The 26,617-nt window shown below is 46.1% G+C and carries 17 protein-coding genes; 2 read left to right on the forward strand and 15 right to left on the reverse strand.

Annotation, left to right across the window (positions count from 1 at the left end):
• Positions 1-336 precede the first annotated feature (336 nt).
• Positions 337-5,511, forward strand: a complete 5,175-nt coding sequence (locus AC0VYE_RS31670) for a SpaA isopeptide-forming pilin-related protein (RefSeq protein ID WP_475444740.1) — start codon at positions 337-339, stop codon at positions 5,509-5,511.
• An 86-nt stretch (positions 5,512-5,597) separates the two neighbouring features.
• Here the strand turns inward: AC0VYE_RS31670 and AC0VYE_RS31675 are convergent, their stop codons facing one another.
• The 5 genes from AC0VYE_RS31675 to ftsE form a co-directional block, all read right to left on the reverse strand.
• Positions 5,598-6,893: a PDZ domain-containing protein gene (locus AC0VYE_RS31675; RefSeq protein ID WP_475444742.1), complete on the reverse strand. Its 1,296-nt coding sequence runs from the start codon at positions 6,891-6,893 to the stop codon at positions 5,598-5,600.
• A 105-nt stretch (positions 6,894-6,998) separates the two neighbouring features.
• Positions 6,999-8,456 (reverse strand): S41 family peptidase, encoded by a 1,458-nt coding sequence (locus tag AC0VYE_RS31680; protein ID WP_256710787.1) that lies wholly within the window; start codon positions 8,454-8,456, stop codon positions 6,999-7,001.
• A gap of 182 nt (positions 8,457-8,638) precedes the next feature.
• Complete coding sequence (locus AC0VYE_RS31685; RefSeq protein ID WP_475444745.1) at positions 8,639-9,898, reverse strand: murein hydrolase activator EnvC family protein; 1,260 nt, start codon at positions 9,896-9,898, stop codon at positions 8,639-8,641.
• A gap of 12 nt (positions 9,899-9,910) precedes the next feature.
• The gene (gene ftsX / locus AC0VYE_RS31690; protein WP_076266166.1) at positions 9,911-10,828 is read right to left on the reverse strand and encodes a permease-like cell division protein FtsX; all 918 of its coding nucleotides are present in this window, start codon (positions 10,826-10,828) and stop codon (positions 9,911-9,913) included.
• The gene (ftsE, locus tag AC0VYE_RS31695) at positions 10,818-11,504 is read right to left on the reverse strand and encodes a cell division ATP-binding protein FtsE (RefSeq protein ID WP_076266167.1); all 687 of its coding nucleotides are present in this window, start codon (positions 11,502-11,504) and stop codon (positions 10,818-10,820) included. Before ftsE ends, ftsX begins: the two co-directional genes overlap by 11 nt.
• Positions 11,505-11,803: 299 nt before the next feature.
• Here ftsE and AC0VYE_RS31700 point away from each other — a divergent pair, with 299 nt between their 5' ends.
• Positions 11,804-13,258, forward strand: a complete 1,455-nt coding sequence (locus AC0VYE_RS31700; RefSeq protein ID WP_475444748.1) for a VanW family protein — start codon at positions 11,804-11,806, stop codon at positions 13,256-13,258.
• A gap of 131 nt (positions 13,259-13,389) precedes the next feature.
• Here the strand turns inward: AC0VYE_RS31700 and argH are convergent, their stop codons facing one another.
• The 10 genes from argH to secA form a co-directional block, all read right to left on the reverse strand.
• The gene (gene argH / locus AC0VYE_RS31705; protein WP_339205331.1) at positions 13,390-14,805 is read right to left on the reverse strand and encodes an argininosuccinate lyase; all 1,416 of its coding nucleotides are present in this window, start codon (positions 14,803-14,805) and stop codon (positions 13,390-13,392) included.
• A gap of 26 nt (positions 14,806-14,831) precedes the next feature.
• Positions 14,832-16,061 (reverse strand): argininosuccinate synthase, encoded by a 1,230-nt coding sequence (locus AC0VYE_RS31710; protein WP_076266169.1) that lies wholly within the window; start codon positions 16,059-16,061, stop codon positions 14,832-14,834.
• A 51-nt stretch (positions 16,062-16,112) separates the two neighbouring features.
• Complete coding sequence (argF, locus tag AC0VYE_RS31715; protein ID WP_339205333.1) at positions 16,113-17,072, reverse strand: ornithine carbamoyltransferase; 960 nt, start codon at positions 17,070-17,072, stop codon at positions 16,113-16,115.
• Positions 17,073-17,111: 39 nt separating this feature from the next.
• A complete protein-coding gene (locus AC0VYE_RS31720; protein WP_475444751.1) occupies positions 17,112-18,320 on the reverse strand; it encodes an acetylornithine transaminase in 1,209 nt (402 codons plus the stop codon).
• Positions 18,321-18,325: 5 nt separating this feature from the next.
• On the reverse strand, positions 18,326-19,111 hold the full coding sequence (gene argB / locus AC0VYE_RS31725; protein ID WP_256710813.1) for an acetylglutamate kinase: 786 nt from the start codon (positions 19,109-19,111) through the stop codon (positions 18,326-18,328).
• A 51-nt stretch (positions 19,112-19,162) separates the two neighbouring features.
• Positions 19,163-20,401 (reverse strand): bifunctional ornithine acetyltransferase/N-acetylglutamate synthase, encoded by a 1,239-nt coding sequence (gene argJ / locus AC0VYE_RS31730; protein WP_475444753.1) that lies wholly within the window; start codon positions 20,399-20,401, stop codon positions 19,163-19,165.
• A 69-nt stretch (positions 20,402-20,470) separates the two neighbouring features.
• A complete protein-coding gene (gene argC, locus AC0VYE_RS31735) occupies positions 20,471-21,520 on the reverse strand; it encodes an N-acetyl-gamma-glutamyl-phosphate reductase (protein WP_475444755.1) in 1,050 nt (349 codons plus the stop codon).
• Between the two features lie 324 nt (positions 21,521-21,844).
• Positions 21,845-22,729, reverse strand: a complete 885-nt coding sequence (locus AC0VYE_RS31740) for a YitT family protein (RefSeq protein WP_475444757.1) — start codon at positions 22,727-22,729, stop codon at positions 21,845-21,847.
• Between the two features lie 105 nt (positions 22,730-22,834).
• A protein-coding gene (prfB, locus tag AC0VYE_RS31745) for a peptide chain release factor 2 (protein WP_441874784.1) occupies positions 22,835-23,942 on the reverse strand; the annotation gives its coding sequence in 2 pieces (ribosomal slippage) (positions 22,835-23,869 and positions 23,871-23,942; 1,107 coding nt in all).
• Between the two features lie 67 nt (positions 23,943-24,009).
• Positions 24,010-26,517, reverse strand: coding sequence for a preprotein translocase subunit SecA (secA, locus tag AC0VYE_RS31750; RefSeq protein ID WP_076266177.1), 2,508 nt, complete (start codon positions 26,515-26,517; stop codon positions 24,010-24,012).
• Positions 26,518-26,617: the final 100 nt, after the last annotated feature.

Consider the following 26,617-nt stretch of genomic DNA (forward strand, 5'->3'; position numbering starts at 1 on the left):
GTAACTATATATGAGTAAAAAGACCTAACTTGTTCAGAAATTGTATAGTACTGTTCTATAGAATAAGAACTATGTTGGAATAGATCGTAATATGCCGAAATCGTGTACGGTAACCATGCATTTTTAACCAAAAATGCCATCAAGTACTCTACCTCTCTGTCAGGTCGGCGCTTTTCTCGCAAAGCACCCTTATATACATAACTCTCCCAACTAACAGCAGGCCGATCACTAAATGAAGCTCATTTTAACAGAGAAAGGAATGATGTTTTGCTGCTAGCTCCAAATAACTAGAAATAAATGAATACTCGAGCATTTTAAGATGGAGGATACCAAGAAATGAGAAAAAAGACAACTGCACTCATGATCGCTTTTTTGCTAATTTTTCAATACGTAAACTTTGCCGGTATTTTGAAGCCGGTAGAGGCAGCTGCTATTAATGATAATATTATTACTAAAATGACTTTGACTGACACAGCTACACCTAATTCAGTTATCGCTTCAGTTTATAATTCTGTTTATTATGTCAATCCTGAAATCCGTGTCAACCTTGACAAAGATATTCTCTCGTTAAACTACGAGTGGGAGCTTCCCGAGGATCATAAGTACTCCATGGGTGATCAATTCACATTTGATCTGCCTCCAGAATTAGTCATGCACAGCGGAAATATTACAGAGAAACCCTTAAGTGCTCCACCTGGTGAACCTAGCGTTGGAACCTATCAGTTAAATGGGCATAAGGTTACTGTCACATTTAATGAGCAGATCAACAAAGGGACACATGTTTCCGGAACACTCAGTTTCTGGAGTTTTTTCACAAAAGTAAGCGTCGGCAACCAAACAGAAGTACCTATTAAATTTAATATCGGCGATACCATCACCATTCCGATTGCACCTAAAGGTGTGACATCTCCAATTAGCAAAAAGGGAACACCGGATAAGAGCTTTAATGCTGAGAATATTACTTGGACAGTTGATGTGAACAAGGATCTCAAAAAAGTTAACGGAGCCGTTGTCACCGATACGATTCCTGCTGGTCTGACTTTTACGCCGGGCTCGCTCAAGGTTTACAAAATGACTTCAGACACCGATGGTGTCCTGTCTAATCCAATACTACAAAATGCGCCTACTGACTATCAAGTGACTGCACCCGCTTCACCTGATAATAAATTGCAGCTAGACTTAGGAAATATAAATTCGGTTTATCGCATTGTATTTGATACAGCTGTTACCGACATTACAAAAGCTAACTTCAAAAATACCGCTACATTAAAAGGCAGCAATATTACCGATGTTTCTGCTTCAGACACGATAACGAACAGCCGCGGCAAACTGCTTGAGAAATCAGGTACATATAATGAAGCTGCTCAAGTCATCGATTGGACCATTAAATACAATTTTGGCGAAGATACGATAGCAAGCGCTGTTTTGACTGATTTGTTCGATAAAGGCCATGAGCTTGTACCAGGTTCCATTAAAGTATTCCCTGTGGCCGATCCGGTTGCTGGCACGCCAGGAACTGAAATACCGTCGACTGACTATACTCTGGACTATGATGTAAGCAGTCATCCCAAAAATCAAAACACCAAGAACGGTTTTAAGCTGTCCTTCAATAACCCAATCACTGGCGCTTATAAAATAACGTACCAAACCAAGCCAGTTGGCAATTTGTATGACGATAAAGCAATTAAAAATACGGTTTATTCGGATAGTAAAGAATCCAATACGGTCACCGTAGATGTTAAGCAGCACTTTTTGCATAAAACAAATAGTAATGCTAACTACAAAGATAGAACGATAGACTGGAATGTTGAAATCAATAGAGACAAATACAATTTGTTTGGTCTGAAATTTGAAGATACGTTCGTCAGCGGAGGCTTAAAGCTTGTACCTGGCACCTTGGTCGTCAAGCAAAATGGTATTGTCGTGAATAGTCCGCTTTATACCATCACGTATGATCCAGCCGGTGCAACTAATACAACAAAAGGCTTCAAAATCGATTTTCCAGATGGCAATTCTACTTACACTATCTCATATACAACGGAATACGACTATACGGACGGATCCTATTTTTCTAATACAAACTTCTCTTTCAAAAATACGGGCAAACTGATCTGGAAAGAGACTGCTGTAGGATCAGAGAAAAATCAATCCGAAACGTCAACTTTTACGCCTAATAAGAACACACAGGACAACGGCTTCAAGAATGGCAGCTATAATGCCACAGACAAAAAAATTACATGGAACATCGGCATTAACTACAATAGCAAAACAATTGCCAATGCCGTCGTAACAGATACGCTGGAATCGGTACAACAGCTCGTGGCTGGATCGATTGAAGTACGCAAGCTGACTGTGAACAGCAATGGCTCTACGACCCCTGGTGCACTGGTTGCTCCAGCAGGCAATTACAGTGTTGTACTTCCAACGACTGCTAACAATAACCAATGGCAGATTGCATTTACTAATCCAATTACTGAGCCTTACCTCATCACATTCAAAACGGATGTGGATGGAAAAGTGCTTGGCACAACGGAAAAAACAATTAACAATCATGCTTATTTAAGCGGCACTGGTTATACAACCAAGGATCTTACTGCTTCCGTGACGATACCAAAAGCCGGTGAATATGTTTTCAAAGAAGGTCAGCAAAACGATGACTCCGTCAATTGGACGATTTATATTAACCGCGGTCAGTCCACTGTTGACGAAGCAAAAATTTATGATGTGCCTAGCAAAAAACAAACGCTTGTCAAAGAATCATTTAAGCTCTATCTTACAAGCGTAAATAGCAACGGCAATGTAACCAAAACCGGTTCGGCTATTAGCCCTACAGATCCGGTTCATGGCTATAAACTAACTTTCAAGGAAAATACGGATCCAGCTATTTCAAGCGATGAGACATTTGAGCTCAGCTTCAACAATGAGATATCCAAACCTTATATTCTTGAATACCAATCCATTATTGATGCTAAAGACAAAGAAACCATTTCAAATACGGTTACTTTCACTGGTGCTGGAGGTATTTCCAAGCCCGTTGACAATGCGACAGAGGTGAAAATAGCATTATCCGGCGGAGAAGGCACTGGCAGTATCTATAAAGGCGATTTAAAGGTAGTCAAAGTTGACAAAGATGATCCAACGCTCAAGCTGTCCGGCGCTGTTTTTGAACTAACTCGCAATTCGACCGGCGGTGTAATCGCACCATCTAAAAACGCTAATGGCGAGCTTGAATATAACGGCTTGCGTTACGGTAAATACACATTGAAAGAGAAAAGTGCACCAGCTGGCTACGCAATTGATGGTACAGGCATCTACGAGGTAACGATCAATTCAACGACCGTTCCTGTCGTGAAGGAAATCAAAAATGCGAAGCTTTTAGGCAGCTTGGAAGTAACGAAAGTTGACTCCGCTAATGCAGCAACTGTTCTTGCTGGAGCGACGTTCGAGCTTTTCAATAGCGCTAATGTAAGCCAAGGTACGCAAACAACAGCCGCAAACGGCAAAGCAACTTTCACTGGCCTTCCATATGGCAGCTATGTACTGAAAGAAGTTTCAGCACCTACCGGCTATAGCATCATCGGAAACGGTGAAGTGAATGTTACGATTAATGCTTCTGTTGTTACGAAACAAGTGGGAAATACAAAGCTATTTGGTACTTTGGAAGTCACTAAAGTAGACAGCGCAAATCCTGCAATCGTTCTTGCGGGAGCAATATTCGAGCTGTTCAACAGTGCCAATGTAAGCTTGGGTCAAAAGACGACAGACACTAGCGGCAAAGTATCTTTTACTGGCCTTTCTTACGGCACTTATGTACTAAAAGAAGTTTCAGCACCTGCAGACTACAAAATAATGGGCAGCGGCGAAGTGAATGTGACCATTAATGCAGCTGTAGTATCTGAAAAAGTGAAAAATGAAAAGCTAGAAGGCAGCCTTGAAGTAACCAAGGTAGACAATGATCATACGTCAACTGTTCTTGCCGGAGCTACGTTCGAGCTTTTCAATAGCGCTAATGTAAGCATGGGCAAACAAACGACGGCTGCAAACGGAAAAGCAGTATTCACGGCTCTTCCTTACGGCAGCTACGTGCTGAAGGAAATCTCGGCACCTTATGGATACAGCATCATCGGCAACGGTGAAGTAAATGTTACGATTAATGCGTCTACTGTATCAAAAGAAGTTAAAAATATTCAGCTGCTCGGAACCTTGGAAGTCACTAAAGTAGACAACGATAATACTGCCATTGTTCTTGCTGGAGCAACATTTGAGCTATTCAACAGCGCCAATGTCAGCCTAGGCAAAAAGACAACGGATTCAACCGGCAAACTATCTTTCACTGGCCTTCCTTATGGCAGCTACGTGCTGAAAGAAATCTCAGCACCTGTCAACTATGGCATCATCGGCAGCGGTGAATTAAGCGTTGTGATTAATGCCTCTATTGTAAGCAAAGAAGTGAAAAATGCTAAGCTGCTCGGAACCTTGGAAGTCACTAAAGTAGATTACGATAATACTACGGTCGTTCTTGCTGGTGCTACGTTTGAACTATTCAACAGCGCTAATGTAAGCTTAGGCAAACAAACAACGTCTTCTAGCGGTAAAATATCGTTCACAGATCTTCCTTACGGCAGCTATGTGCTGAAGGAAATCTCAGCTCCATCCGGCTACAGCATGATTGGCAATGGCGAAGTAAACGTTACGATCAATGCGCCTGCTGTATCAAAAGAGATCAAAAATACAAGAGATCCTCTTGGCAGGTTGGAAGTAACCAAAGTAGACAGTACGAATACAACAATCGTTCTTGCTGGCGCTACCTTTGAATTGTACAGCAGCTCTAATGTGAGCTACGGCAAACAAACGACGGCTGCAAATGGCAAAGTAACCTTCACCGGACTTCCTCTTGGAAACTATGTATTGAAGGAAATCTCAGCACCTGCTGGTTACAGCATAATCGGCAGCGGCGAAGTAAGTGTCACCATTAATTCTATATCGGGAAATTCGGTCACGGTTAAAAACAACAAAGTAATCGTGCCAACACCGACGCCAACGATAGCACCGACACCGACACCAAAACCAACAACTACGCCGAAGCCGACAACAACACCAGTTGCGACGCCTGCGCCAACTACTTCCACAGAAAAGGAAGTTACGGAAGTAGACAAACCAGTTGAAGGTGAAGTGGAAGTCCCTGATGGCAGCGTGCCTGTTGGAGGTGTAAAGCCTGATCATGGTAAAGTTGTCATTACACCAGATGGCAAATGGGTTTACACTCCTGACTCTGGATTTAAAGGAAAAGATACATTCTCTATCATCGTTAAAGATAAAGATGGCAATGAAGAAGAAATCTTCTTCGAAATCGATGTAGAGGAACCGCCTCGCGGCGGAATCACAACACCAGACGTTCCCGTATTGCCTAAGACAGGCGAGAACAGCTACCTGCTTATGCAGCTGCTAGGTCTAGCTATGATCGTTGTTGGTGTTTCGACAATTGTGGTCAAAAGAAGAACAAGACGCTAAGTGACTAAAACGATGCAAAAAAGGTGAATCAGGAACATCCTGATTCACCTTTTTGTTATTTCGAGCCTTTTTATTTCGAGCTATAACTAGCTGTCCATTCTCTCCGCCTGCGCATCGCGCCGATTAGAAGCATGATAGCTGCGCAGCAGCTGCAGCAAGGACGCTGGCCCAGCCGATGCATAATAGTTGGCTTGTTCATCGGGAGCTAGAATGACCCCGAGCTGATGGTGCTCACCAGCAAATCGCGCCCGTTGCGCAAATTTTAATTCGCCTTCAAGATTTAATACTTCCAGCTTGCAAAATGCGGAGTTTTGAACAAGCGCTTCATAAAGGTCTTCTTTTGTCCGCACACGCACACCATTAACCTTGTGCAAAATCTCGCCTGTCAAAAGCCCCATTAATGCCGCTGGAGTGCCAGGCACGATTCCTAATATTCGCAGCCCGCGTGAGTCATGCACATATAATGGCGATAAAGCCGCTTCTCTCGCCCGGCTTCTCCATATAATGGCCTCATGCAAAAGCAGTGAAACCAGTGCAGCAAGCGGCAGCAGCTTAGGCTGCCACCAAGCCAGAATTGCTGCGCCAGCTAAGCATATGCTATACAGCAGCAGCCCTTTCGAGGCATGCTTCGCTTTCTCACGCGGCAATAAAGAACGTGTCATTTCCGTAAATCCGATAATCATAGGCAACGCTACAAACGACCAGCCTTGCGACCAATCTGCTCCAAATAATGGTGTCCACGGCAATGCCGTCATAGATGATCCGCTCGCCCCTGTCGGTACCAGCATAAGCAGCGGAACTGGCCAAAAGCCCTGCAGCATATAGCCGCCAACGAGCTTTCCACGTTTACCCTCAAGAAATAATGGCGTCGATAATCGATCACCTTGCCAGCGAACAAGAACGGCTTCTGCAAGATGAAGCAGCGCAACGAGCACAAGTAAACCAGCAGCATCAATTCCTGCAAGGGAGACAGCCAATGACCCGAGCCAATCCGTCCGCTCCGTAAGCGTTGTCCACCCGAGCAGCCACTGAAGAAGAGTAATGACTCCTGCACTGTACGCAAAACATAAGTATCTAATTCGAATCAGCATTAAGATAGCCGCAACTGCCCAAAGCCATAGAACAGCTTCTCCAGTCAACGATACGCCAACGAATGCTCCTGCAATGGAAACCGCCACACCAATCAAAAGACCCGTTAACATCGCCTTAAAAACCAAGCTTGGCCAATGATGCAGCTTTACTGCAAACATCTGCCTCTCCACTCGTATTTGCCTTGTATACTGTAAAATGATGAATAACACCGCAATATAATAAAATGGCTGTGCAACTAATTGGACAGCCGCTTGCCCGAGCATTTCCAATAACTCGATCGCCGTTTCCAAAGCTAACACTCCTTCGCTCGTTCCCCATATCCATATAAACATAAAAAAATAAAAGGCCGACCCTGTTAAACAGAGTCAACCTCTTATTCATTCGACATGCGCGTATTATTTCCTGCCTACAGCCTTAATTGCTTCAAGCAGCTGCTTATCATTCTTTTTATCTTGAATCCATTTAATGACTTCCTTCTCCAGCGTTTCACCCGTTTGCTTATCGACCTGTCCCGTGGCCGGCAAGCTATGCTCGGATTGAAATTTCTTAACGGCTTCTGCCGTCTCCGCTCCGAAGTAACCATCCTCACGCTTAGGTTGGTATCCAAGACCATGCAGCATAATTTGAACGCTCCGTACTTGTTCGCCCAGCATATCCTGCTTTAACGTCTCGGAAAGGGTAAGTCTTGCAACGGTATACAAATCCGGCGGCTGCACCGTAAGATCGGGTTTTATGCCATTTTCATGAATCCAATTGCCCTTAGGCGTTAACCATTTGGCTATGGTCATCTTGAGCAGGCTTCCGTCGCCAAGCGCTTTGTTGTAGCTTACTTGCACAGTGCCTTTGCCAAAGGAGGTTTCGCCAACGAGCTTCGCTCCCGCGCTTTCCTGCAAAGCTCCTGCCAATATTTCCGATGCGCTTGCGCTCCCTTTATTCATAAGAACCGCTATAGGGTACGTTTTTTCTTGTCCCTTCGACAGCGTTTTTTCCCGGTTTCCTTCACGATCCTCTACCTGTACGACTGTCGTACCTTTGGCTAGGAAGGTTTGGGCTATCTCTACAACAACAGGAAGAACGCCCCCAGGATTGTTGCGTACATCAAGAACAAGCCCCTTCATCCCTTGCTCCTCCAGCTTCGCGAGCTCCTGCTTAAACCGCTCTGCCGTATGCAGTGAAAATTGTCTGATTTCAATGACGCCTGTACCATCCGGCTGCAGGCTGCCATATACCGTTTCCACATCGATATCGTCGCGAATGAGCACGAGCTGGATCGGATCAGAAAAACCGACACGCTGTACTTGAATTTTCGCTTTGGTTCCTTTTGGACCACGAATCTTCGCTACCGCATCCTGCAAATTCAGTCCATCGAGCTTCGCGCCGTTAACCGAAAGCAAAATATCCTTCGCTAATAGGCCGGAACGTTCTGCCGGCGAGCCTTTAATCGGAGAAACGACGACAACACGTCCATTTTCAAGCGTAACCTCTGCTCCGATACCTGTAAACGAGCCTTCGATCGATTCCGAAAAGTGCTTAGCTACGTCCTTCTCCATGTAAACGGAATAGGGATCATCCAGCGACGACATCATTCCGCTTACAGCACCATCAAGCAGCTCCATGCGATCGACCTTCTGATAATATTTTGTTTCAATTAATTCCAGCACCGCATTAAGCTTCGTCAGCTCTTCTTTTTTAAGCCTGAAGCGATCACCGTCATCAGCTGCCGCTGCTGAAAGAGCAGGCGCTGCTGGCTTGTCCGGTTTAATCATTTGGTCCGCGATCGTTAGCGTAACGAGTACGGATGCAATCATCGTTAGCATAACGAACGCGAATACTGTCCGTCCTTTGAAATGCACCTGTCTACACCACCTTCTCATCTTACACGGTCTTAGATTTAAGACCACACTAGTATATGACAAGCCGCTTACAATTATTTGCATTATTCGGTAAAAATGATCACTTTATCATTTATTTTATGTTTGATTTTAAACAAGGCAGCCACAGGGGCTGCCTCTTGATGTATTTTATGAAAGATTGCCTATTTTAAATATCCGCCTGGATTAACAGGAGTTTGGTTTTTACGCACTTCAAAATGTAAATGTGGCCCCGTTGAATTGCCTGTACTACCAACCTCAGCAATTTTCTGGCCTTTCTTGACGGTTTCGCCTTTTTCAACTTTGATTCCACCATTACGAATATGTCCGTAAAGCGTCCACAAGCCATTACCATGGTCAATAATGACACAATTTCCGTAAGTGCTCCACTTTTGGGCAACGAGTACAACACCGTCTTCCGCTGCGAAAATATCTGTTCCCTGCGGTGCTGCAAAATCCGTTCCTGTATGGGTGTGTGTTTTACCTGTAATCGGATGAACCCGTGTGCCAAAGCTTGAGCTTACGCGATAGTTATCTCTAATCGGCATACCCAGCTTACCGCCCGTATACGGATTCGATATTCTGTTTTTCTCTGCATTCAACTTCGATACTTTCGCAGCAAGCGCCATAAGCAGCTCCTCTTGCTCCTTGCTGATGCCCTCGAGCTCCTCTAGCGTGGAGTCGATTTGTACCAGCTTATTATCCAGTTGTTTGATATTAGTATTGTAGCTGGCTATCATAACTTCTTTCTCTTGCTCTTTCTTCACTAAATGAGCTTCGTACTGCTCCAGCTTCTCATAAATCTTTTTCACTTCAGCAAATTGCTTCTCTACTTCTATTTTCTTCTGAGCAACAAGCTCCTTCTCTTCTCTTTGCTCCGCCAAAATATCCCGATCCTGCGACAGAATCGATTGAAGAGCATCGAATCGATCAATAAAATCTGTAAAGCTAGTCGCACTCAGTAGTACGTCCATATATGATACAAAACCGTTCGTATACATAAGACGCATGCGAGATTGCAGCAGCTCATCGCGTGTCACTACACGCTCTTCAGCTTGCTCCAGCTCAAGGCCGGTTTGCAGCAGTTCTTCTTCCTTCGCATCGCTTTGTGCTTGCATCTTTGTTTTGTTGATGACGACATTATCGATCTCTGCCATCAAATTAGCGATAGAAGCTTCCGCTTCTGTTTTTTTCCCAAGGATAGTTACCTTCTCATTCTCTGCTGTCTTAGCCTGATTATGAGCATTAGCGGCTTGGCGCTCAGCTTTAGCTGCGCGTTGCTCCGCTTCCTTCATTTCCGCCTTAGCGGCCGCTATTTGTTTCTTTATTTCGCTAAGAGAAGCAGCTTCTCCTCCTGTTGGTTGCATAACAAATACCGCAAGCATCATCGTAACTGTGAATAACAGCCATTTCCTCTTCTTCACTTTCGCATCCTCCTACACTTTCAAATACTTGCGTATCGAGATCGTGCTGCCCCAAATGCCGATTAATGTTCCGAGTACGATGAGCAGCGTGGCAGTCAGCATTCCTGACTCCTCTACCGTGACGAGCTTAATCATCATTAGCGATAATTCCATTTGCGTAAATTTCACAAGCTGTGAGTAACCTGCAAGCACAGCTACCGTTGTAATAACCGAGCTAATAATTCCAATCAGCGCACCTTCAATGAAAAACGGCCAGCGAATAAAAGAATTCGTCGCGCCAACCAGCTTCATAATGCCAATTTCTCTGCGTCTTGCGATAATGGTCATTTTGATCGTGTTCGAGATCAAGAACATTGCTGTTACGGATAGACCTACAACAACGACGATACCTATGTAACGCAAAGCATTTGTAATTTTGAAAAGAGTCTCCACCGTGCCTTGTCCATATTTGATTTTGGCAATCGGTATAAGCTCATCTGCTTTATTGATCGCATCGATCTGTTTTGCTGCATCCTCGATCGATTGCGGCTCATAAACCTCTACCGTAAACGAATCCGGCAGCGGATTTTTTTCCTTCTCATAACCATCCAGCAAATCCTTGTTCTCATCACCAAGGTTCTTACGAAGCAGCTCTAGTCCCTCTGCTTTAGATACAAATGTTACTTGCTTTACCTCTGTTAAATTGCCGATTTTGTTCTGAAGCTCTGTTATCTTCGCTTTGTCTACATTTAGCTGTAGGAACACACGAATTTGCACTTGACTCTCGATCTGTGCCGCCATGGAATTGACGTTGAGTGCGAGCAATAAAAACACGCCAAGAATGAACAAGGATATAAATATCGAGCTTACTGAAGCAAACGACATCCAGCCATTTCTAATGATGTTTTTGGCGCCTTCTCGCAGATGACGGAGTATAGTTCTAAGCTTCATAGCCGTACTCCCCTCTAGCCTCGTCACGTACGATATTGCCGTTCTCGATTGCAATGACGCGCTTGCGTATGGAGTTAACGATATCTTTATTGTGGGTAGCCATTACGATGGTTGCACCGCGGAAGTTGATTTCCTCAAGCAAGTTCATGATGCCCAGCGACGTTTCAGGATCCAAGTTGCCTGTGGGCTCGTCCGCTACGATAACAGATGGGTTATTTACAATCGCTCGTGCAATCGATACACGCTGCTGCTCACCACCCGACAACTGTGCCGGCAGGCTTGCATGCTTATGCTTCAGTCCTACGAGCTCAAGCACTTCCATCGTTCGCCTCTTAATGACGCGGGTTGGGGCTTCTATAACCTCCATGGCAAATGCAACGTTTTCAAATACGGTTAATTTGGGTAATAGTCTAAAGTCCTGAAAAATAACGCCAATATTTCGTCGAACAAATGGGATTTTTCGCGGCTTCAACTTTCCTATATTAAATCCATTAACAGAAATCTGTCCTTTTGTCGGTACTTCCTCACGATAGATCAACTTCATAAATGTTGACTTACCTGCACCAGATGGTCCTACTAGATAAACAAACTCGTTGCGATCTATACGAACAGAGACGCCTTTTAACGCATGCGTTCCGTCGGTGTACGTTTTCCATATGTCTTGCATCTCAATCACATTATCACATCCTGTTTATAGTCAGTACTACTATTTCGACAGTTTGTGCTGAATTCCTTCATAAGGAGCTCGCTTTCCTCATTTTTCACAAATCTCATAATCGAAGCAATTGTCGAATCAACCTCCTAATACGTATTAGACAAAATTGCAGAGTAAGCAGCATATACATATAAGACTGCTTTTTTAACATATAAGCATTTATAAGTTTGTTAGCTTATAAAGGGCTTATATTTCTCCGTCAAAACCGCTTCAGCGTCCTGAGGTCGCCGAAGACGTTTTTGCTTGACACGCAGAAAGGAGTGATTCGTATCATAAAACGTATCCATATTGGCATTATCATCGCAGCATCGCTGCTTCTTATTGCAGCAGTAGGTTGGGGCTTTATTTGGAATTATGCACAGCAAAAAACAGTTCCTGATGGGGTTGATGCCGGCGGCATTGCTGTTGGCGGCATGCAAGTAACAGATGCCCTTAAGCTGCTTGAGGAATATGAGAGCTCGCTGCAGCAGCGCACCATTACCATTCATGCAGCTGCTAATGCTGGCGACAGCATGCAGTGGACCGTAAACGAGCTTGGGTATAAAGCGGAATTCAAAACCATTCGCGAGGCATTATTGAAACTGGACGAAGGTGAAATATGGGATCGTGCCGTTTACCGCTATCAGTTCCCCAAGCAATATGAGCTCTCGCAAGCTTGGAATTCAGACGCCTTTGATGCCGCACTTCGCAAGCAGTGGAGCTGGATTGAAAAGAGTGCTACCAAAAATGCTGTCCGAAGGATCACAGATACCGACCAGGTCATCTACGAACCGCATGTTGATGCTTTTCGCTTGGATACTGGAAAGCTTACCGATCAGGTAAATGATTGGGTTATCATAAAAAGGGAAAAAATCGGAGCACCTGTTGAGAAGGCTTTTGAAGCTGAGCTGCCAATTACCGTCATTCATCCGGAAATGACGCTTGAGAAATTGAAGGATGAAGGCATTGAGCGAAAAATCATATCATTTTCCACTGATTTCAGGACGAGCGCAGAAGGACGTGCCCATAACGTGACTGTAACGGCAAAAACGCTCAATGATTGGGTGCTTGCGCCAGATGAAATATTTGATTATGACAAGCTCATTACGAGAGCAGAGGAATTATATGAGTATCGCGAGGCGCCCGTTATTTTGAACGGCAAGCTTGTGCCAGGTATCGGCGGCGGTATTTGCCAAGTCTCAAGCACACTTTATAATGCTATTCTTCGAGCAGGGCTAGAAATTGTTGAGCGGCGCAATCACTCTTTGCCGGTTGCTTATTTGCCTATTGGCCAAGATGCTACTTATGCAGGTGGTGCGATCAACTTTCGTTTCAAAAACACAACGGGCAAATATCTCATCATTCGCACCTCAGTAGATGATCGCAAACTGACGATCAAGCTGTTCGGTACGATGAAAGAAAACGAAAAATACGATATCGAATCGGTAACGCTCAAAACGATTGCCCCTGCCATTCAGGAGAAAACAAATTCTCGCCTATCCCCAGGCCAGAAGGTCACTGTAGAATCAGGAAAACAAGGTTATGTGGTAGAAACATACCGTACGTTTACGCGTGACGGCAAGGTTATCTCCCGTGACCGCTTGTCGCGCGATACGTACAAGGCTCAGCCAACCATCATCGAGGTTGGTCCAATGAAAGGCGGCAAGGGGCCGTCGGCAACGCCAACTCCGCCACAGCAAACGACAGAGCCGCTGCTTGAGGACGGCGTTTTTTAGGAGAACGGTGCAAGCAAAGTGCGGGCTGCTAACGAATACAGCAAAAAAAAGCAGTTCAGATCGCTGCCTCCAAGGCAACGCTGAACTGCTTTTTATTTTATAAACCTAAATTCGCTAAAGAGCGATGTCCATTATCTGCTGCGTTCAAGATACTCGGTCACCCAAGCTGCAGTTTGCTCTAGAGCCACCTCTGCGCGACCAATCGCATCTTGCACTTGTGTTTTTGCTGTGCCGCCATAAACGTTACGTGCATTAACAACCTGTTCTGGTTGAAGCACGGCATAAATGCGATCATCGAACAACGATGAGAACTTTTTGAACTCTTCCAGCGTCAGGTCCAGCAAGTATTTGTTTTGCTCGATGCAATACAATACCGTTTTGCCGATAACCTCATGCGCTTGGCGGAAAGGCAAGCCTTTGCCAACAAGGAAGTCCGCAATATCTGTTGCGTTCGAGAAGTCCTGATTAACGGCTTGACGCATCCGTTCCTTGTTCACTTTCATCGTTGCGATCATTGGAGCGAACAGCTGAAGCGCGCCTTGCAGCGTCTTCACCGTATCGAACATGCCTTCTTTGTCTTCCTGCATGTCTTTGTTGTAAGCAAGTGGCAGTGACTTAAGAACCGTCAACAAGCCAACAAGGTCTCCATAAACACGGCCCGTTTTACCGCGAACAAGCTCGGGTACGTCTGGGTTTTTCTTTTGCGGCATAATGCTGCTGCCTGTGCAGAATGCATCGTCCAGCTCAACAAAGTGGAATTCCGTGCTCGACCATAGGATGAGCTCCTCGCTAAGGCGCGAAAGATGCATCATAATGATCGATGCGTCCGCAAGAAACTCAACAATGAAGTCACGGTCGCTTACCGCATCCAAGCTGTTTTCATATACGCGGTCAAACTTAAGCTGGCTCGCCACATAATGGCGATCGATTGGGAAGGTTGTCCCTGCCAAAGCGCCTGCTCCAAGTGGAAGTACATTGATGCGCTTGTAGCTATCCTGCAAACGCTCAATATCGCGTCCAAACATCGATACGTAAGCCATCAAATGATGTGCAAACAGGATCGGCTGCGCACGCTGCAAATGCGTGTAACCAGGTACGATGGTATCAATGTTAGCTTTTGCTTGCTCGATAAGTGCAGATTGAAGCTTATAAAGCATATCCACGAACTCAACAACGCGCTTGCGAAGCCATAAATGCATATCCGTCGCCACTTGATCGTTCCGGCTGCGTCCTGTATGCAGCTTGCCGCCTACAGAGCCAACATCGTCGATTAGCGTCTTTTCGATATTCATATGGATATCTTCGTCTCCAATTGAGAACTCGATATCATCACGTTTGATGCGTTGAAGGACGCGGTGCAGCCCGTCCTTAATCTTCTCAACGTCATCCAGCGGAAGAATACCTTGCTTGCCCAGCATCGTTACATGCGCCAGACTGCCTTGAATATCCTCTTCAGCGAGTTCCTTGTCGAACATGATTGATGCTGTGTATTCCTCTACCAATTGGTCCGTTTTTTTTGTAAAACGACCGCCCCATAATTTACTCACTGGTTCGTAACACTCCCTTGTAAACCTTATTTATTGCTAACTGCCGACGATACTTTAAGACGCAATGCGTTCAGACGGATGAAGCCAGTCGCATCCCCTTGATCGTATGCTTGCGTTGGATCAGCTTCCATCGTTGCAATATCAGGGTTGTACAAGCTCACTGGGCTTTGTACGCCTGCTCCGATAACATTTCCTTTGTACAGCTTCAAGCGAACAACGCCGCTCACATTTTTTTGCGATTCCGTCACAAGTGCTTGCAAAGCAAGACGCTCAGGCGCGAACCAGAAGCCGTTGTATACGAGCTGGCTATATTTTGCAATCAACGAATCACGAAGATGCATAACCTCGCGGTCCATTGTTAATGATTCCATTTTGCGGTGAGCTGTGAACAAAATTGTGCCGCCCGGTGTTTCGTACACGCCGCGGCTCTTCATGCCGACGAAACGGTTCTCAACCATATCAACGCGTCCGATGCCGTGCTTGCCGCCAAGCTCATTCAGCGTATCCATTACTTCTAGCGGGCTAAGCTCTTTGCCGTTAATAGCTGTGCAATTGCCTTCTGCAAAAGTAAGCTCAACATATTCTGCTTTATCCGGCGCGTTCTCAGGAGATACGCTTAGCACATACATGCTTTCGTTTTCTTCAGAGCTAGGATCGAACCAAGGATCTTCCAGCATGCCGCTCTCAAAGCTGATATGCAGCAGGTTGCGGTCTGTCGAATAAGGCTTCGCAGCAGACGCTGTAACTGGAATATTGTGTTTCTCTGCATAAGCGATCATTTCCGCACGACCCGGGAATTCTTCACGGAATGCTTCAAGGCGCCATGGCGCGATAACGCCGATCTCAGGAGCAAGTGCAGCAGCAGTCAGCTCAAAACGAACCTGATCGTTGCCTTTACCTGTAGCGCCGTGTGCGATATAAGCTGCGCCTTCTGCGCGAGCAATATCAACCATACGCTTAGCGATAAGCGGACGGGCAATGGAAGTACCAAGCAAATATTGACCTTCATAAAGCGTTCCCGCTTGGAACATCGGATAAATGAAGTCTTTGGCAAATTCATCGCGAAGATCGTCGATGTACACTTTAGAAGCGCCCGTTGCCAGTGCTTTGGCTTCCAAGCCGTCCAGCTCATCCTTTTGACCGATATCTGCTGTAAATGCGATGATTTCTGCGTCATAAGTTTCTTTCAACCATTTGAGGATAACCGAAGTATCCAAGCCTCCGGAGTAGGCGAGTACGATTTTTTCTTTTGCCATAGTATTGTTTTACTTCCCTTCGAATAAATTCATATATTTATAGCGTTTAAGCTAGGACATAATTGCTGCCATAATCGCTTTTTGTGCATGAAGACGGTTCTCTGCCTGGTCGAAAATAATCGAACGATCGCCGTCGATTACGCCTTCGCTCACTTCTTCGCCGCGGTGTGCAGGCAAGCAGTGCATGAAGAGGTAGTCCTTCTTCGCATATTTTGTAATCGCCTCATTAACCTGATATGCCGCAAAAGCAATCTCGCGTTCCTTCTGCTCTGCTTCTTGCCCCATGCTCGCCCATACATCCGTATACACGATATCAGCGTCAGCAATAGCTTCCTTCGGATCGCGGCAAATGTGAATTTGCGAGCCTGTCTCAGCAGCATGATCCTTCGTTTGCTGAATAATATCTGCATCCGGCTCGTAACCCTCAGGAGTCGCAACAGACATATGGAGGCCAAGCTTCGCAGCGCCCATCAACAGGGAATGAGTCATATTGTTGCCATCGCCGATATAGGCAATTTTCAAGCCTTCCAAACGACCCTTTTGCTCAAGAATGGTTTGGTAATCCGCAAGCGCTTGGCATGGATGTGAAAGATCCGTCAAACCGTTAATAACCGGAATCGTCGCTCCACGAGCAAGCTCAACCACTTTGCGATGCGCAAATGTACGAATCATAATACCATCTAGATAACGGGACAACGTTTGAGCTGTATCCCAGATCGTTTCGCCGCGACCGATTTGCAGGTCATTTCCACTTAGGAATAGACCTTGACCGCCAAGCTGATACATCCCAACTTCGAACGAAACGCGCGTACGTGTAGACGATTTTTCAAAGATCATGCCAAGCGTCTTGCCTTTTAAAATATGGTGAGTTTCGCCTGCTTTTTGTTTTTGCTTCAAATCAATCGCCAGGTCGATCAAGTAACGAATTTCCTCTGGCTTAAAATCAACCAGCATGAGAAAGTCGCGCCCCTTCAAGCTTTGCGCCAAATCCTCGTTTACTATTCCTTGCATGGTAGAGCCCTCCTTCAGCTTAAAACAATGTTCTAGCATTTATGATTTAACGACTGGTCGCTTCGCTTCCAATAGTTCGACTAATAACGCAACAGCAATATCAATTTCTTCATCCGTAACGAGTAAATTAGGCAATAGGCGGATGACATTGGGTCCTGCCGAAATCGCGATCAGACCACGTGTCTGAGCCTCGTTCAAAATATCGGCAATCGGCTCTGCGCATGCAATGCCTACTAGCAGGCCAAGTCCGCGAACCTCATGAACAAATTCATTTCCTGCAAGCTTCTCACGAAGCTGCGAAATGAGATATTCACCCTTTTGCGCTGCGCGCTCCGATAAATTGTCTCCAACAATTGTCTCAAGAGTTGCCTTTACAACTGCTGTTGCAATCGGCGTTCCGCCGAAAGTTGAGCCATGACTGCCTGCCGTAAAGCCTTCACGAAGCTTTTCCTTTGCTGCCATCGCGCCAACGGGAAACCCGCTTCCAAGACCTTTCGCCATCGTGAAAATATCAGGCTCAATGCCGTAATGCTCATATGCGAACAGCTTGCCTGTACGTCCCATTCCTGTTTGAATCTCATCCACAATAAGAAGGATGCCTTGCTTCTCGCATAACGCGACAAGCTCCTTCATATAACCTGGATCAACCGGATAAATACCGCCCTCCGCTTGCACCATTTCCAGCATGACTGCTGCAGTCTGATCAGATACAGCCGCTTCAAGTGCAGCGAAATCGTTCAGTGGGATGGTTTTGAAGCCAGCCGGCAGCGGTGCAAAACCTTCCTTCACCTTATCCTGACCAGTTGCCGTAAGCGTAGCAAGCGTGCGTCCATGAAACGATTGCTCAAAAGTAATGATCTCGAATCGACCATTGTTCAGCACCTTCTGATTGTAACGGCGTACAAGCTTAATAGCCGCTTCATTCGCCTCAGCACCCGAGTTGCAGAAAAATACAGCATCCGCGCAGCTATTGTCGGTAATGAGCTTGCCTGCATCCGCTTGGTTCGGAATATGGAACAGATTCGAAACATGCCACAACTCATCGAGCTGCTTAATGAGCGCCGCTTTGATTTGTTTAGGAGCATGCCCTAGATTTGTAACGGCAATACCGCTCATAAAATCAAGATATTTATTTCCTTTATCATCCCATAACCAGCTGCCTTCACCTTTTACCAATGCCATTGGATATCTTGCATAGGTAGGAAAAAGAGATTGGTCAGCTGCAGCTGTTGCATTCGTTTCACTCATCGACCTTACACCCGCCCTTCATGGATTTGAACAATTCGTGTACCGACGCCGCCTTCGCGTACCGCCCTTGTCAGCACACCCGGCTCCTCGCCGCTTACGATTACGACTTCACGCACACGTCCTTGGATGCACTGAATGGCTGCGCGAACTTTTGGAATCATGCCGCCGTAAATCTCACCGCTCGTTATCATCTCTTCGATCTCAGCAACGGAAACAACAGGAAGCACCTGCTTCTGTCCATCTACTGTTTTGAGAATGCCGGGCACATCCGTTACAACGATCATTCGCTCTACTCCGAGATGGGACGCAACAGCGCCTGCAGCCGTATCCGCATTAATGTTGTAGCGCTGCCCTTGATCATCAATACCGATAGGTGCAATAACCGGAATGTAACCCATGCCCATAACACCTTCAATAATCTCAGCATTTACATCGGTTACGTCGCCAACAAAACCAATCTCGGCAGCATTCGCAACTGGCTGCGCTTGAATGAGCTTGCCGTCCACCCCGGATAGTCCGAGTGCCTTCGCGCCGTTGATTTGAATTTTACGCACAATTTCTTTATTGATACGCCCTGCAAGTACCATCTCAACGACGTCAAGCACAGCATCGTTCGTTACACGCAGACCATTAACAAATCCCGTCTCGATCCCCAGCTTGCCAAGCGTTTCCGATATCGCTGGACCACCGCCGTGTACGATGACCGGAAGAACGCCAGAGAGCTGAAGCTCCCGCAACTCGTCAAAAAAGCTGTTAGGAAGCGCCGCTAGCGTACTGCCTCCGCATTTCATTACAAATCGTTGCTCCGTCACTGTTCCATACCCTCCAAGCATCTACTTTGCTTATGTCCGATATGCCGCATTAATGCGAACATAGTCATAGGTCAAATCGCAGCCCCATGCCGTTGCCGTTCCTTCGCCATTATGTAAGTCAACGCGAATAACAACGGTATCACCTTTCAAATATTCCAGGGCAACCTCTTCATCAAATACAACAGGACGGGATTGCTCCAGCGTCAAAATATCGCCAAGACGAATGTCCACTGTCTCCGGATTAACCGGCTGGCCTGCACGGCCTACTGCCGCAATAATACGTCCCCAGTTCGCGTCCGCTCCAAACACGGCCGATTTCACAAGTGACGACCCGATAACCGTCTTTGCAATCGCTTGTGCTGAATCGTCGCTTACTGCACCGTTCACTTGCACCTCAACGAGCTTAGTTGCCCCTTCGCCATCACGGGCGATCGCTTTGGCAAGCACCTCACATACATGACGGATAGCCGCTACAAAAGCTGCCCAGCCTTCGTGAGCTTCTGTCAGTTCTGCGTTGCCTGCAAGTCCACTCGCCATAGCAACCAGCATATCGTTTGTGCTTGTATCTCCATCAACGGTAATCATATTGAAAGTCAGATCCGTCGCAAGGCGCAGCACCTTCTGAAGCGCTTCGCTTCCAATGGCTGCATCTGTCGTTACGAATCCAAGCATCGTCGCCATATTCGGATGAATCATGCCCGAGCCTTTGGCTGCACCTGAGACATATACACGTTTGCCGTCTAGTTCAAGCTCGACGCATACCATCTTTTGAACCAAATCTGTCGTTAAAATCGCTTGGCAAAAATCATCCGCGCCTGTACGATTTCCATCCAGCTTAACAGGCAGGCCATCGATGCCTGCGCGTACTTTGTCCATTTTCAAAAGCTCGCCAATAACGCCCGTAGATGCTATGGCTACCTGTTCAGAAGATACGCCGATTGATTCCGCAAATCTAGAGCGCATTTCATATGCGTCCGCTTCGCCTTGCTTGCCTGTGCACGCATTCGCATTGCCGCTATTTACAAGCACAGCACGCAGGACGCCGCCAGCGCCGATACTCTCACGAGTTACTTGAAGCGGTGCAGCTTGAAATACATTCGTTGTATATACGCCCGCTGCTGCTGCTGGAACCTCGCATACGATCGCGCCAAGATCGTGACGCGTCGTTTTTTTGAGACCACAGTGCAATCCACCTGCTTTGAAGCCTTGAGGCGTTGTTATCGAGCCGTCAGCGACGACCGAGAACAAGGCTGTTTTATCCTGTCCCATCGTAAAATCGTATCTCCTTCACCTGTATGAGTATGGTTATAAGATCAGTAGGAATGTCTTCGTTATTAATTAAGGATAAACGGGAACGAATTGCAAACCGAGCGTCTCGTCCCAGCCCATCATCAGGTTCAAGTTTTGAATCGCTTGACCCGCAGCGCCTTTAACCAGGTTGTCGATAACAGAAACGATAGTTACACGATTCGTACGCTCATCGACGGCAAAGCCGATATCGCAATAGTTGGAGCCCCAAACTTCTTTAGTAGATGGCCATTGTCCTTCTGGACGAATACGTACAAACTTACGTCCTTCATAGTAGGAACGATAGAGATCAATAAAATCGCTAGTGCTCCGCTCGCCTTGAACGACAGCATACATCGTAGACATAATGCCGCGCGTCATTGGTACGAGATGAGTTGTAAAAGTAGTCACGACTGGCTTATTAGCCGTATGAGATAAAACCATTTCAATTTCTGGAATATGTTGATGCTGATTTAGCTTATATGCTCTTAAATTTTCATTAAGTTCTGAATAATGAGTGCCTAGCGACGCACCGCGGCCAGCACCGGAAACGCCTGACTTGGCATCAATAATGATGGTAGACGAGTCAATCCAGCCTTCTTTGACAGCTGGGAGAAGCCCTAACAGCGTCGCAGTTGGGTAACAACCCGGATTAGAAATAAATGGAGCATCCTTCACTTGGTCGCCGTATATTTCAGCAAGGCCAAACACGGCTTGCTTCAAGTAAGCCTCATCCGCTGCAGGCTTCTTATACCACTGCTCATATAAAGCTGGCGATTTCAAACGGAAATCTCCTGATAGATCTATAATTTTCAAACCAACTTCAAGCAAAGCTGGAACCAGCTTAGCTGCTACGCCAGCAGGTGTAGCTAGAAATACAACATCTGCCTTTGCTTTAATCGCAGCAGGATCGACATCATCAAGCAGCTCTTCGCTAATGCCAATGAGGTGTGGATATCCTTCTGTTATTGACGTACCTGCGCTGGATGACGAAATGACCGATGTCACCTCTGCCAGCGGATGGGATGCGAGCAATCGAATGAGTTCTACACCGCCATAGCCAGTTGAACCGATAATCGCTATTTTCACCTTTATGCTCATGTTAATCTCTCCCCGAAACTAGATGCTGCAAGCTGTCTTTTCCCCTGCTATGCAGCTTCATCTATTGCTCTTTCCGCACGCGGAAAGGATGTTTTCTTCCACAACTTATAATTGTACAACATTCGGAAGTTGATGGAAATACGCACATTGTTTCGTATTATTATACATTTGAATTCATATTAATACAACGAACAAATGATGATAATTTTGCTCAATTTATGAATTGTTTGAGAGATGCTTTCAACATAACAAGAACAAATGTTCTCGTTTCATTTTAGCACAAAAAGCTCGTTGTTGGTATCGTTTGGATATTATATTATTTCGTTAGCTGTCCAGCTTGAAGCCCTGCCCAATTACTTCTGCTGTATTGCTAATTATCACAAAGCTGCCAGAATCAATGGACTTCACAATTTGCTTCAGCTTCGGCACCTCATTTTGACCGACTACTACCATCAATACCGTACGCCCTTCGCCAGTATATCCGCCGTGACCATCAAGCCGCGTCAAACCACGATCCAAATCATTAAGAATAGCTTCGGCAACATCATCCGAATGGTCGCTGATTATAAAAGCTACCTTGGATAGCTGCAATCCGCTTTGTACAAAATCAATCGTCTTGCTTGTCACGAATAAACCAATCAAAGCGTATAGCGCAACCTCAGGAGAAATGATTATTCCAGCCGCAATAATGACGCAGCCGTCGAAACAAACGATCGCTAAGCTAAGCGGAAGGCCTGTGTAGCGATGTAATATTTGCGCAGCTAAATCCAAGCCGCCTGTCGAAGCCCCTCCTCGAAAAACAAGCCCGAGCCCTAGACCAACCCCGATACCGCCATAAATAGCCGCAAGCAGCGGATTGTCCGTTGGTGATGGCCAGCCGTTTGACAGCAGCACAAATAGAGGCAAAATAATCGATCCTAGCGCTGTTTTTGCGCCAAATCGTTTGCCAAGCAGCCACAAACCCGCAATAAACAGCGGAATATTAATCGCCCATTGCGTGATAGCAGGAGTAATGCCTGCTGCTCTTTGGACGAGAATAGATATACCCGATACACCTCCAGAAGCGATTCCATTAGGTACCATGAACATATTGAAGCTAATCGCTACGATAGCTGAACCAATCAGAAGCTGAACAATATTCCATACGGATTGGGTTCGTGGACTATAACTGCGTCCACCTTTTCTCCGCTTCGCCGTGCTTTCTTTCATCCCTTTTTATCTCCTCGCAAGCCGATTATCGCAAAAAGAAGAGTTCCACACGTTTACCGTGTTGGAACTCTTCACTGAAGCTATCCATTTGTATATGGTCGCAAATTACTCGTGACGAATCTGATGACGCAAATATCCATCGATAAAAGGGTCGATGTCGCCATCCATAACCGCGCCGACATTACCTGTCTCTACAGAAGTACGGTGATCCTTCACCATGCTGTATGGATGGAAAACATAAGAACGGATTTGGCTTCCCCACGCGATTTCCGATTGATCACCGCGTATATCCGCCAAATGCTTCCTCTGCTCCTCGATCTTCCGATCATAGAGCTTAGAGCGAAGCATCTTCATCGCACGTTCCCGGTTCTGAATTTGTGAACGCTCCTGCTGGCAAGCAACCACAATGCCTGAAGGGATGTGGGTAATACGTATAGCCGACTCCGTCTTATTGACGTGCTGTCCGCCTGCTCCACTTGCGCGGTACGTATCCACCTTCAGATCTTCAGTTCGGATTTCGATCTCAATGCTGTCATCGATTTCTGGGACTACATCACAGGAAGCAAACGACGTGTGACGACGACCAGCAGAATCAAACGGAGAAATGCGAACCAAACGGTGTACGCCTTTCTCTGCCTTCAAATACCCATAGGCATTAAAGCCCTTCACCAAAATGGTGACACTTTTAATACCGGCCTCATCACCGGGCAAGTAATCAAGAAGCTCAACCTTGAAGCCGCTCTTCTCCGCCCAGCGCGTGTACATCCTGTAAAGCATTAAACCCCAGTCCTGAGACTCCGTACCGCCAGCGCCAGGATGAAGCTCAAGAATCGCATTAAGCTTATCGTAAGGCTGATTAAGCAGCAGTTGAAGCTCAAACTCGCTAATCTTGCGCATGAGCTTCTCCACGCCGCTCACAACGTCTGATGCAAGCGACTCATCGCCTTCATCTTCCGCTAGCTCCAGCATCATCTGAAGATCTTCCTGCTCGCTGTTCATCCCGTCGTAATGATCCACAACTGACTTCACCGCATTAAGCTCAGAAATAACGCTTTGCGCTTTGTCATTATCATCCCAAAAATCAGGGAAAGTCATCTTCTCCTCGAAATTAGCAATCATTTCTTGCTTAAGATCTAAGTCAAAGGGACCCCCTAAGCTCTTGGAGCCGCTTGGCCATTTCACGCAGGTCTTGTTTAACCGTTATGTCTATCATAGCTTCCGCTTCACCTCAAAATAATGGTTCATTCTTTATTTTATGCCATGCTATTTGATGCCGTTCCTTACTTGCCGTGGCACTGCTTGTATTTCTTGCCGCTGCCGCAAGGACATGCATCATTACGACCTACACGGTCCTCACGCTTAGCAGGGCGCTTCTCCATAGCTTCTCCGCCGCCGCTTGTTGTAGTCGTTTGGCCTTGAGCTACTTCTTGACGCTCCAGGTTGCTCTCTACGCGTGCCTTCATAATGTATCTTGCAACTTCCTCGTGGATGCTCTCGATCATTTCCTTGAACATCTCGAAGCCTTCAAATTGATATTCACGAAGCGGATCCGTACCGCCGTATGCACGCAGGTGGATACCTTGACGGAGCTGATCCATCGCATCGATGTGATCCATCCATTTGCTATCTACCGCACGAAGCACAACGACTTTCTCGAATTCGCGCATCGTTTCTTCCCCAAGCTCTGCTTCACGCTCATCATAGGAAGCAACGACTTCAGCATAAATGTAGTCGATGATTTCTTCCTTCTCTTTGCCCCAAATCTCTTCCTTGGTCAAAGATCCTTCTTGCAGGAAGTTCGCTTGCGCATAATCAACGATTGCTTGAAGATCCCACTCCTCCGGAATATCCTCCGAACAGTGAGCTTCAACTATACGTTCGATGACAGGCTTAAGCATTTCCATAACTTCTTGGCGGATGTTCTCCGAACCAAGAATATCACGGCGCTGCTTATAGATAACCTCACGCTGCTGGTTCATGACATCATCATATTGTAGAACAACTTTCCGAATGTCAAAGTTATTGCCCTCAACGCGTTTCTGAGCAGATTCAATCGCTCTAGAAATCATCCGGCTCTCAATCGGTTGATCCTCATCCAGTCCCAGCTTATCCATCATGCCCATAATATTCTCAGAACCGAAGCGGCGCATCAGCTCATCCTCAAGCGATAGATAAAACTGTGATGAACCTGGATCGCCTTGACGTCCAGCACGACCACGCAGCTGGTTATCGATACGACGGCTTTCATGGCGCTCTGTACCAATGATATGCAAGCCGCCTAGTTCAGCAACCTCATCACCTAGCAAAATATCGGTACCACGACCAGCCATGTTCGTTGCGATCGTTACGGAGCCCGCTTGACCAGCGCGCGAAATAATTTCTGCCTCTTCCGCATGGAACTTCGCGTTGAGCACTTTGTGCGTAACGCCTCTGCGTTTCAGCATATCTGATAATTTCTCCGAGTTCTCGATAGAAATTGTACCTACGAGCACTGGTTGATTTTTACTGTGGCGTTCTACGATCTCTTCTACGACCGCTTTAAATTTACCGAGTTCGGATTTGTAGACAACATCTGCAATATCCTTACGGATCATGGAACGGTTAGTAGGCACTTGAATAACGTCGAGTCCATAAATACGCTTGAACTCTTCTTCCTCTGTCTTCGCAGTACCCGTCATACCAGCAAGTTTGCGATACATACGGAAGTAGTTTTGGAAAGTAATTGTCGCAAGCGTCATGCTCTCGTTCTGAACCTTCAGATCTTCCTTCGCTTCAATCGCTTGGTGAAGACCATCGCTATAACGACGTCCAGACATTAGACGACCAGTAAATTCATCAACGATGACAACTTCTTCTTCTTCCACAACATAATCCACATCGCGCTTCATAATAAAGTTCGCTTTCAGCGCTTGCTGTACGTGGTGGTTGAGCGTTACATTCGCATGATCGAATAGGTTCTCGATTTGGAATGCCTTCTCCGTCTTCTCAACGCCTGCCTCAGTCAGCATAACGCTGCGAAGCTTAATATCGATCGTGAAATCCTCTTCAGGCTTCAAACGGCCAATAAAGCGGTCTGCGGCGAAGTAGAGCTCCGTTGATTTAGCAGCCTGTCCAGAAATAATAAGCGGAGTCCGCGCTTCATCGACAAGAATGGAATCCACTTCATCGATAATGGAGAAATAAAGAGGACGCTGAACCATTTGTTCTTTGTATAGCACCATGTTGTCGCGCAGATAATCAAAACCAAATTCATTATTTGTACCATACGTAATATCGCATGCATATGCTTCTTGCTTCTCGTCATGCGACAAGCCGTGAAGATTACATCCGACAGTCATGCCTAGGAAGCCATACAGCTGTCCCATAAGCTCGCTATCACGTTGCGCTAGATAATTATTGACCGTAATAACATGTACGCCTTTGCCAAGCAATGCGTTCAAATAAACAGGAAGGGTCGCAACGAGCGTTTTACCTTCACCCGTTCTCATCTCCGCAATTTTACCTTCATGAAGAACGATACCGCCGAGCAGCTGCACATCAAAGTGACGCATGCCAAGCGTACGCTTGGATGCTTCTCTAACTGTTGCAAAAGCTTCAGGCAATATTTTATCTAATGACTCGCCTTTTTCAATTCTTGCTTTGAATTCCTCAGTTTTCGCGCGAAGCGCATCGTCAGATAAAGCAGTGAATTTTGACTCAATCGCATTTATTTCATCTACCGTCCGTTGGATCCGCTTTACCTCGCGCTCGTTATGGTCACCAAATATCTTTTTCACTAATCCGAGCATGGAATTCCCCTTTCGTAGTAACGCCTCTTTGCATTAAATTGTATCAGTTTGTCGACACCGCCGCAACGAGGATGATTGTAAAAGAAAAAGCCTCTCTCCA

The organism is Pristimantibacillus sp. Z349TD_6 (genome assembly GCF_056173205.1).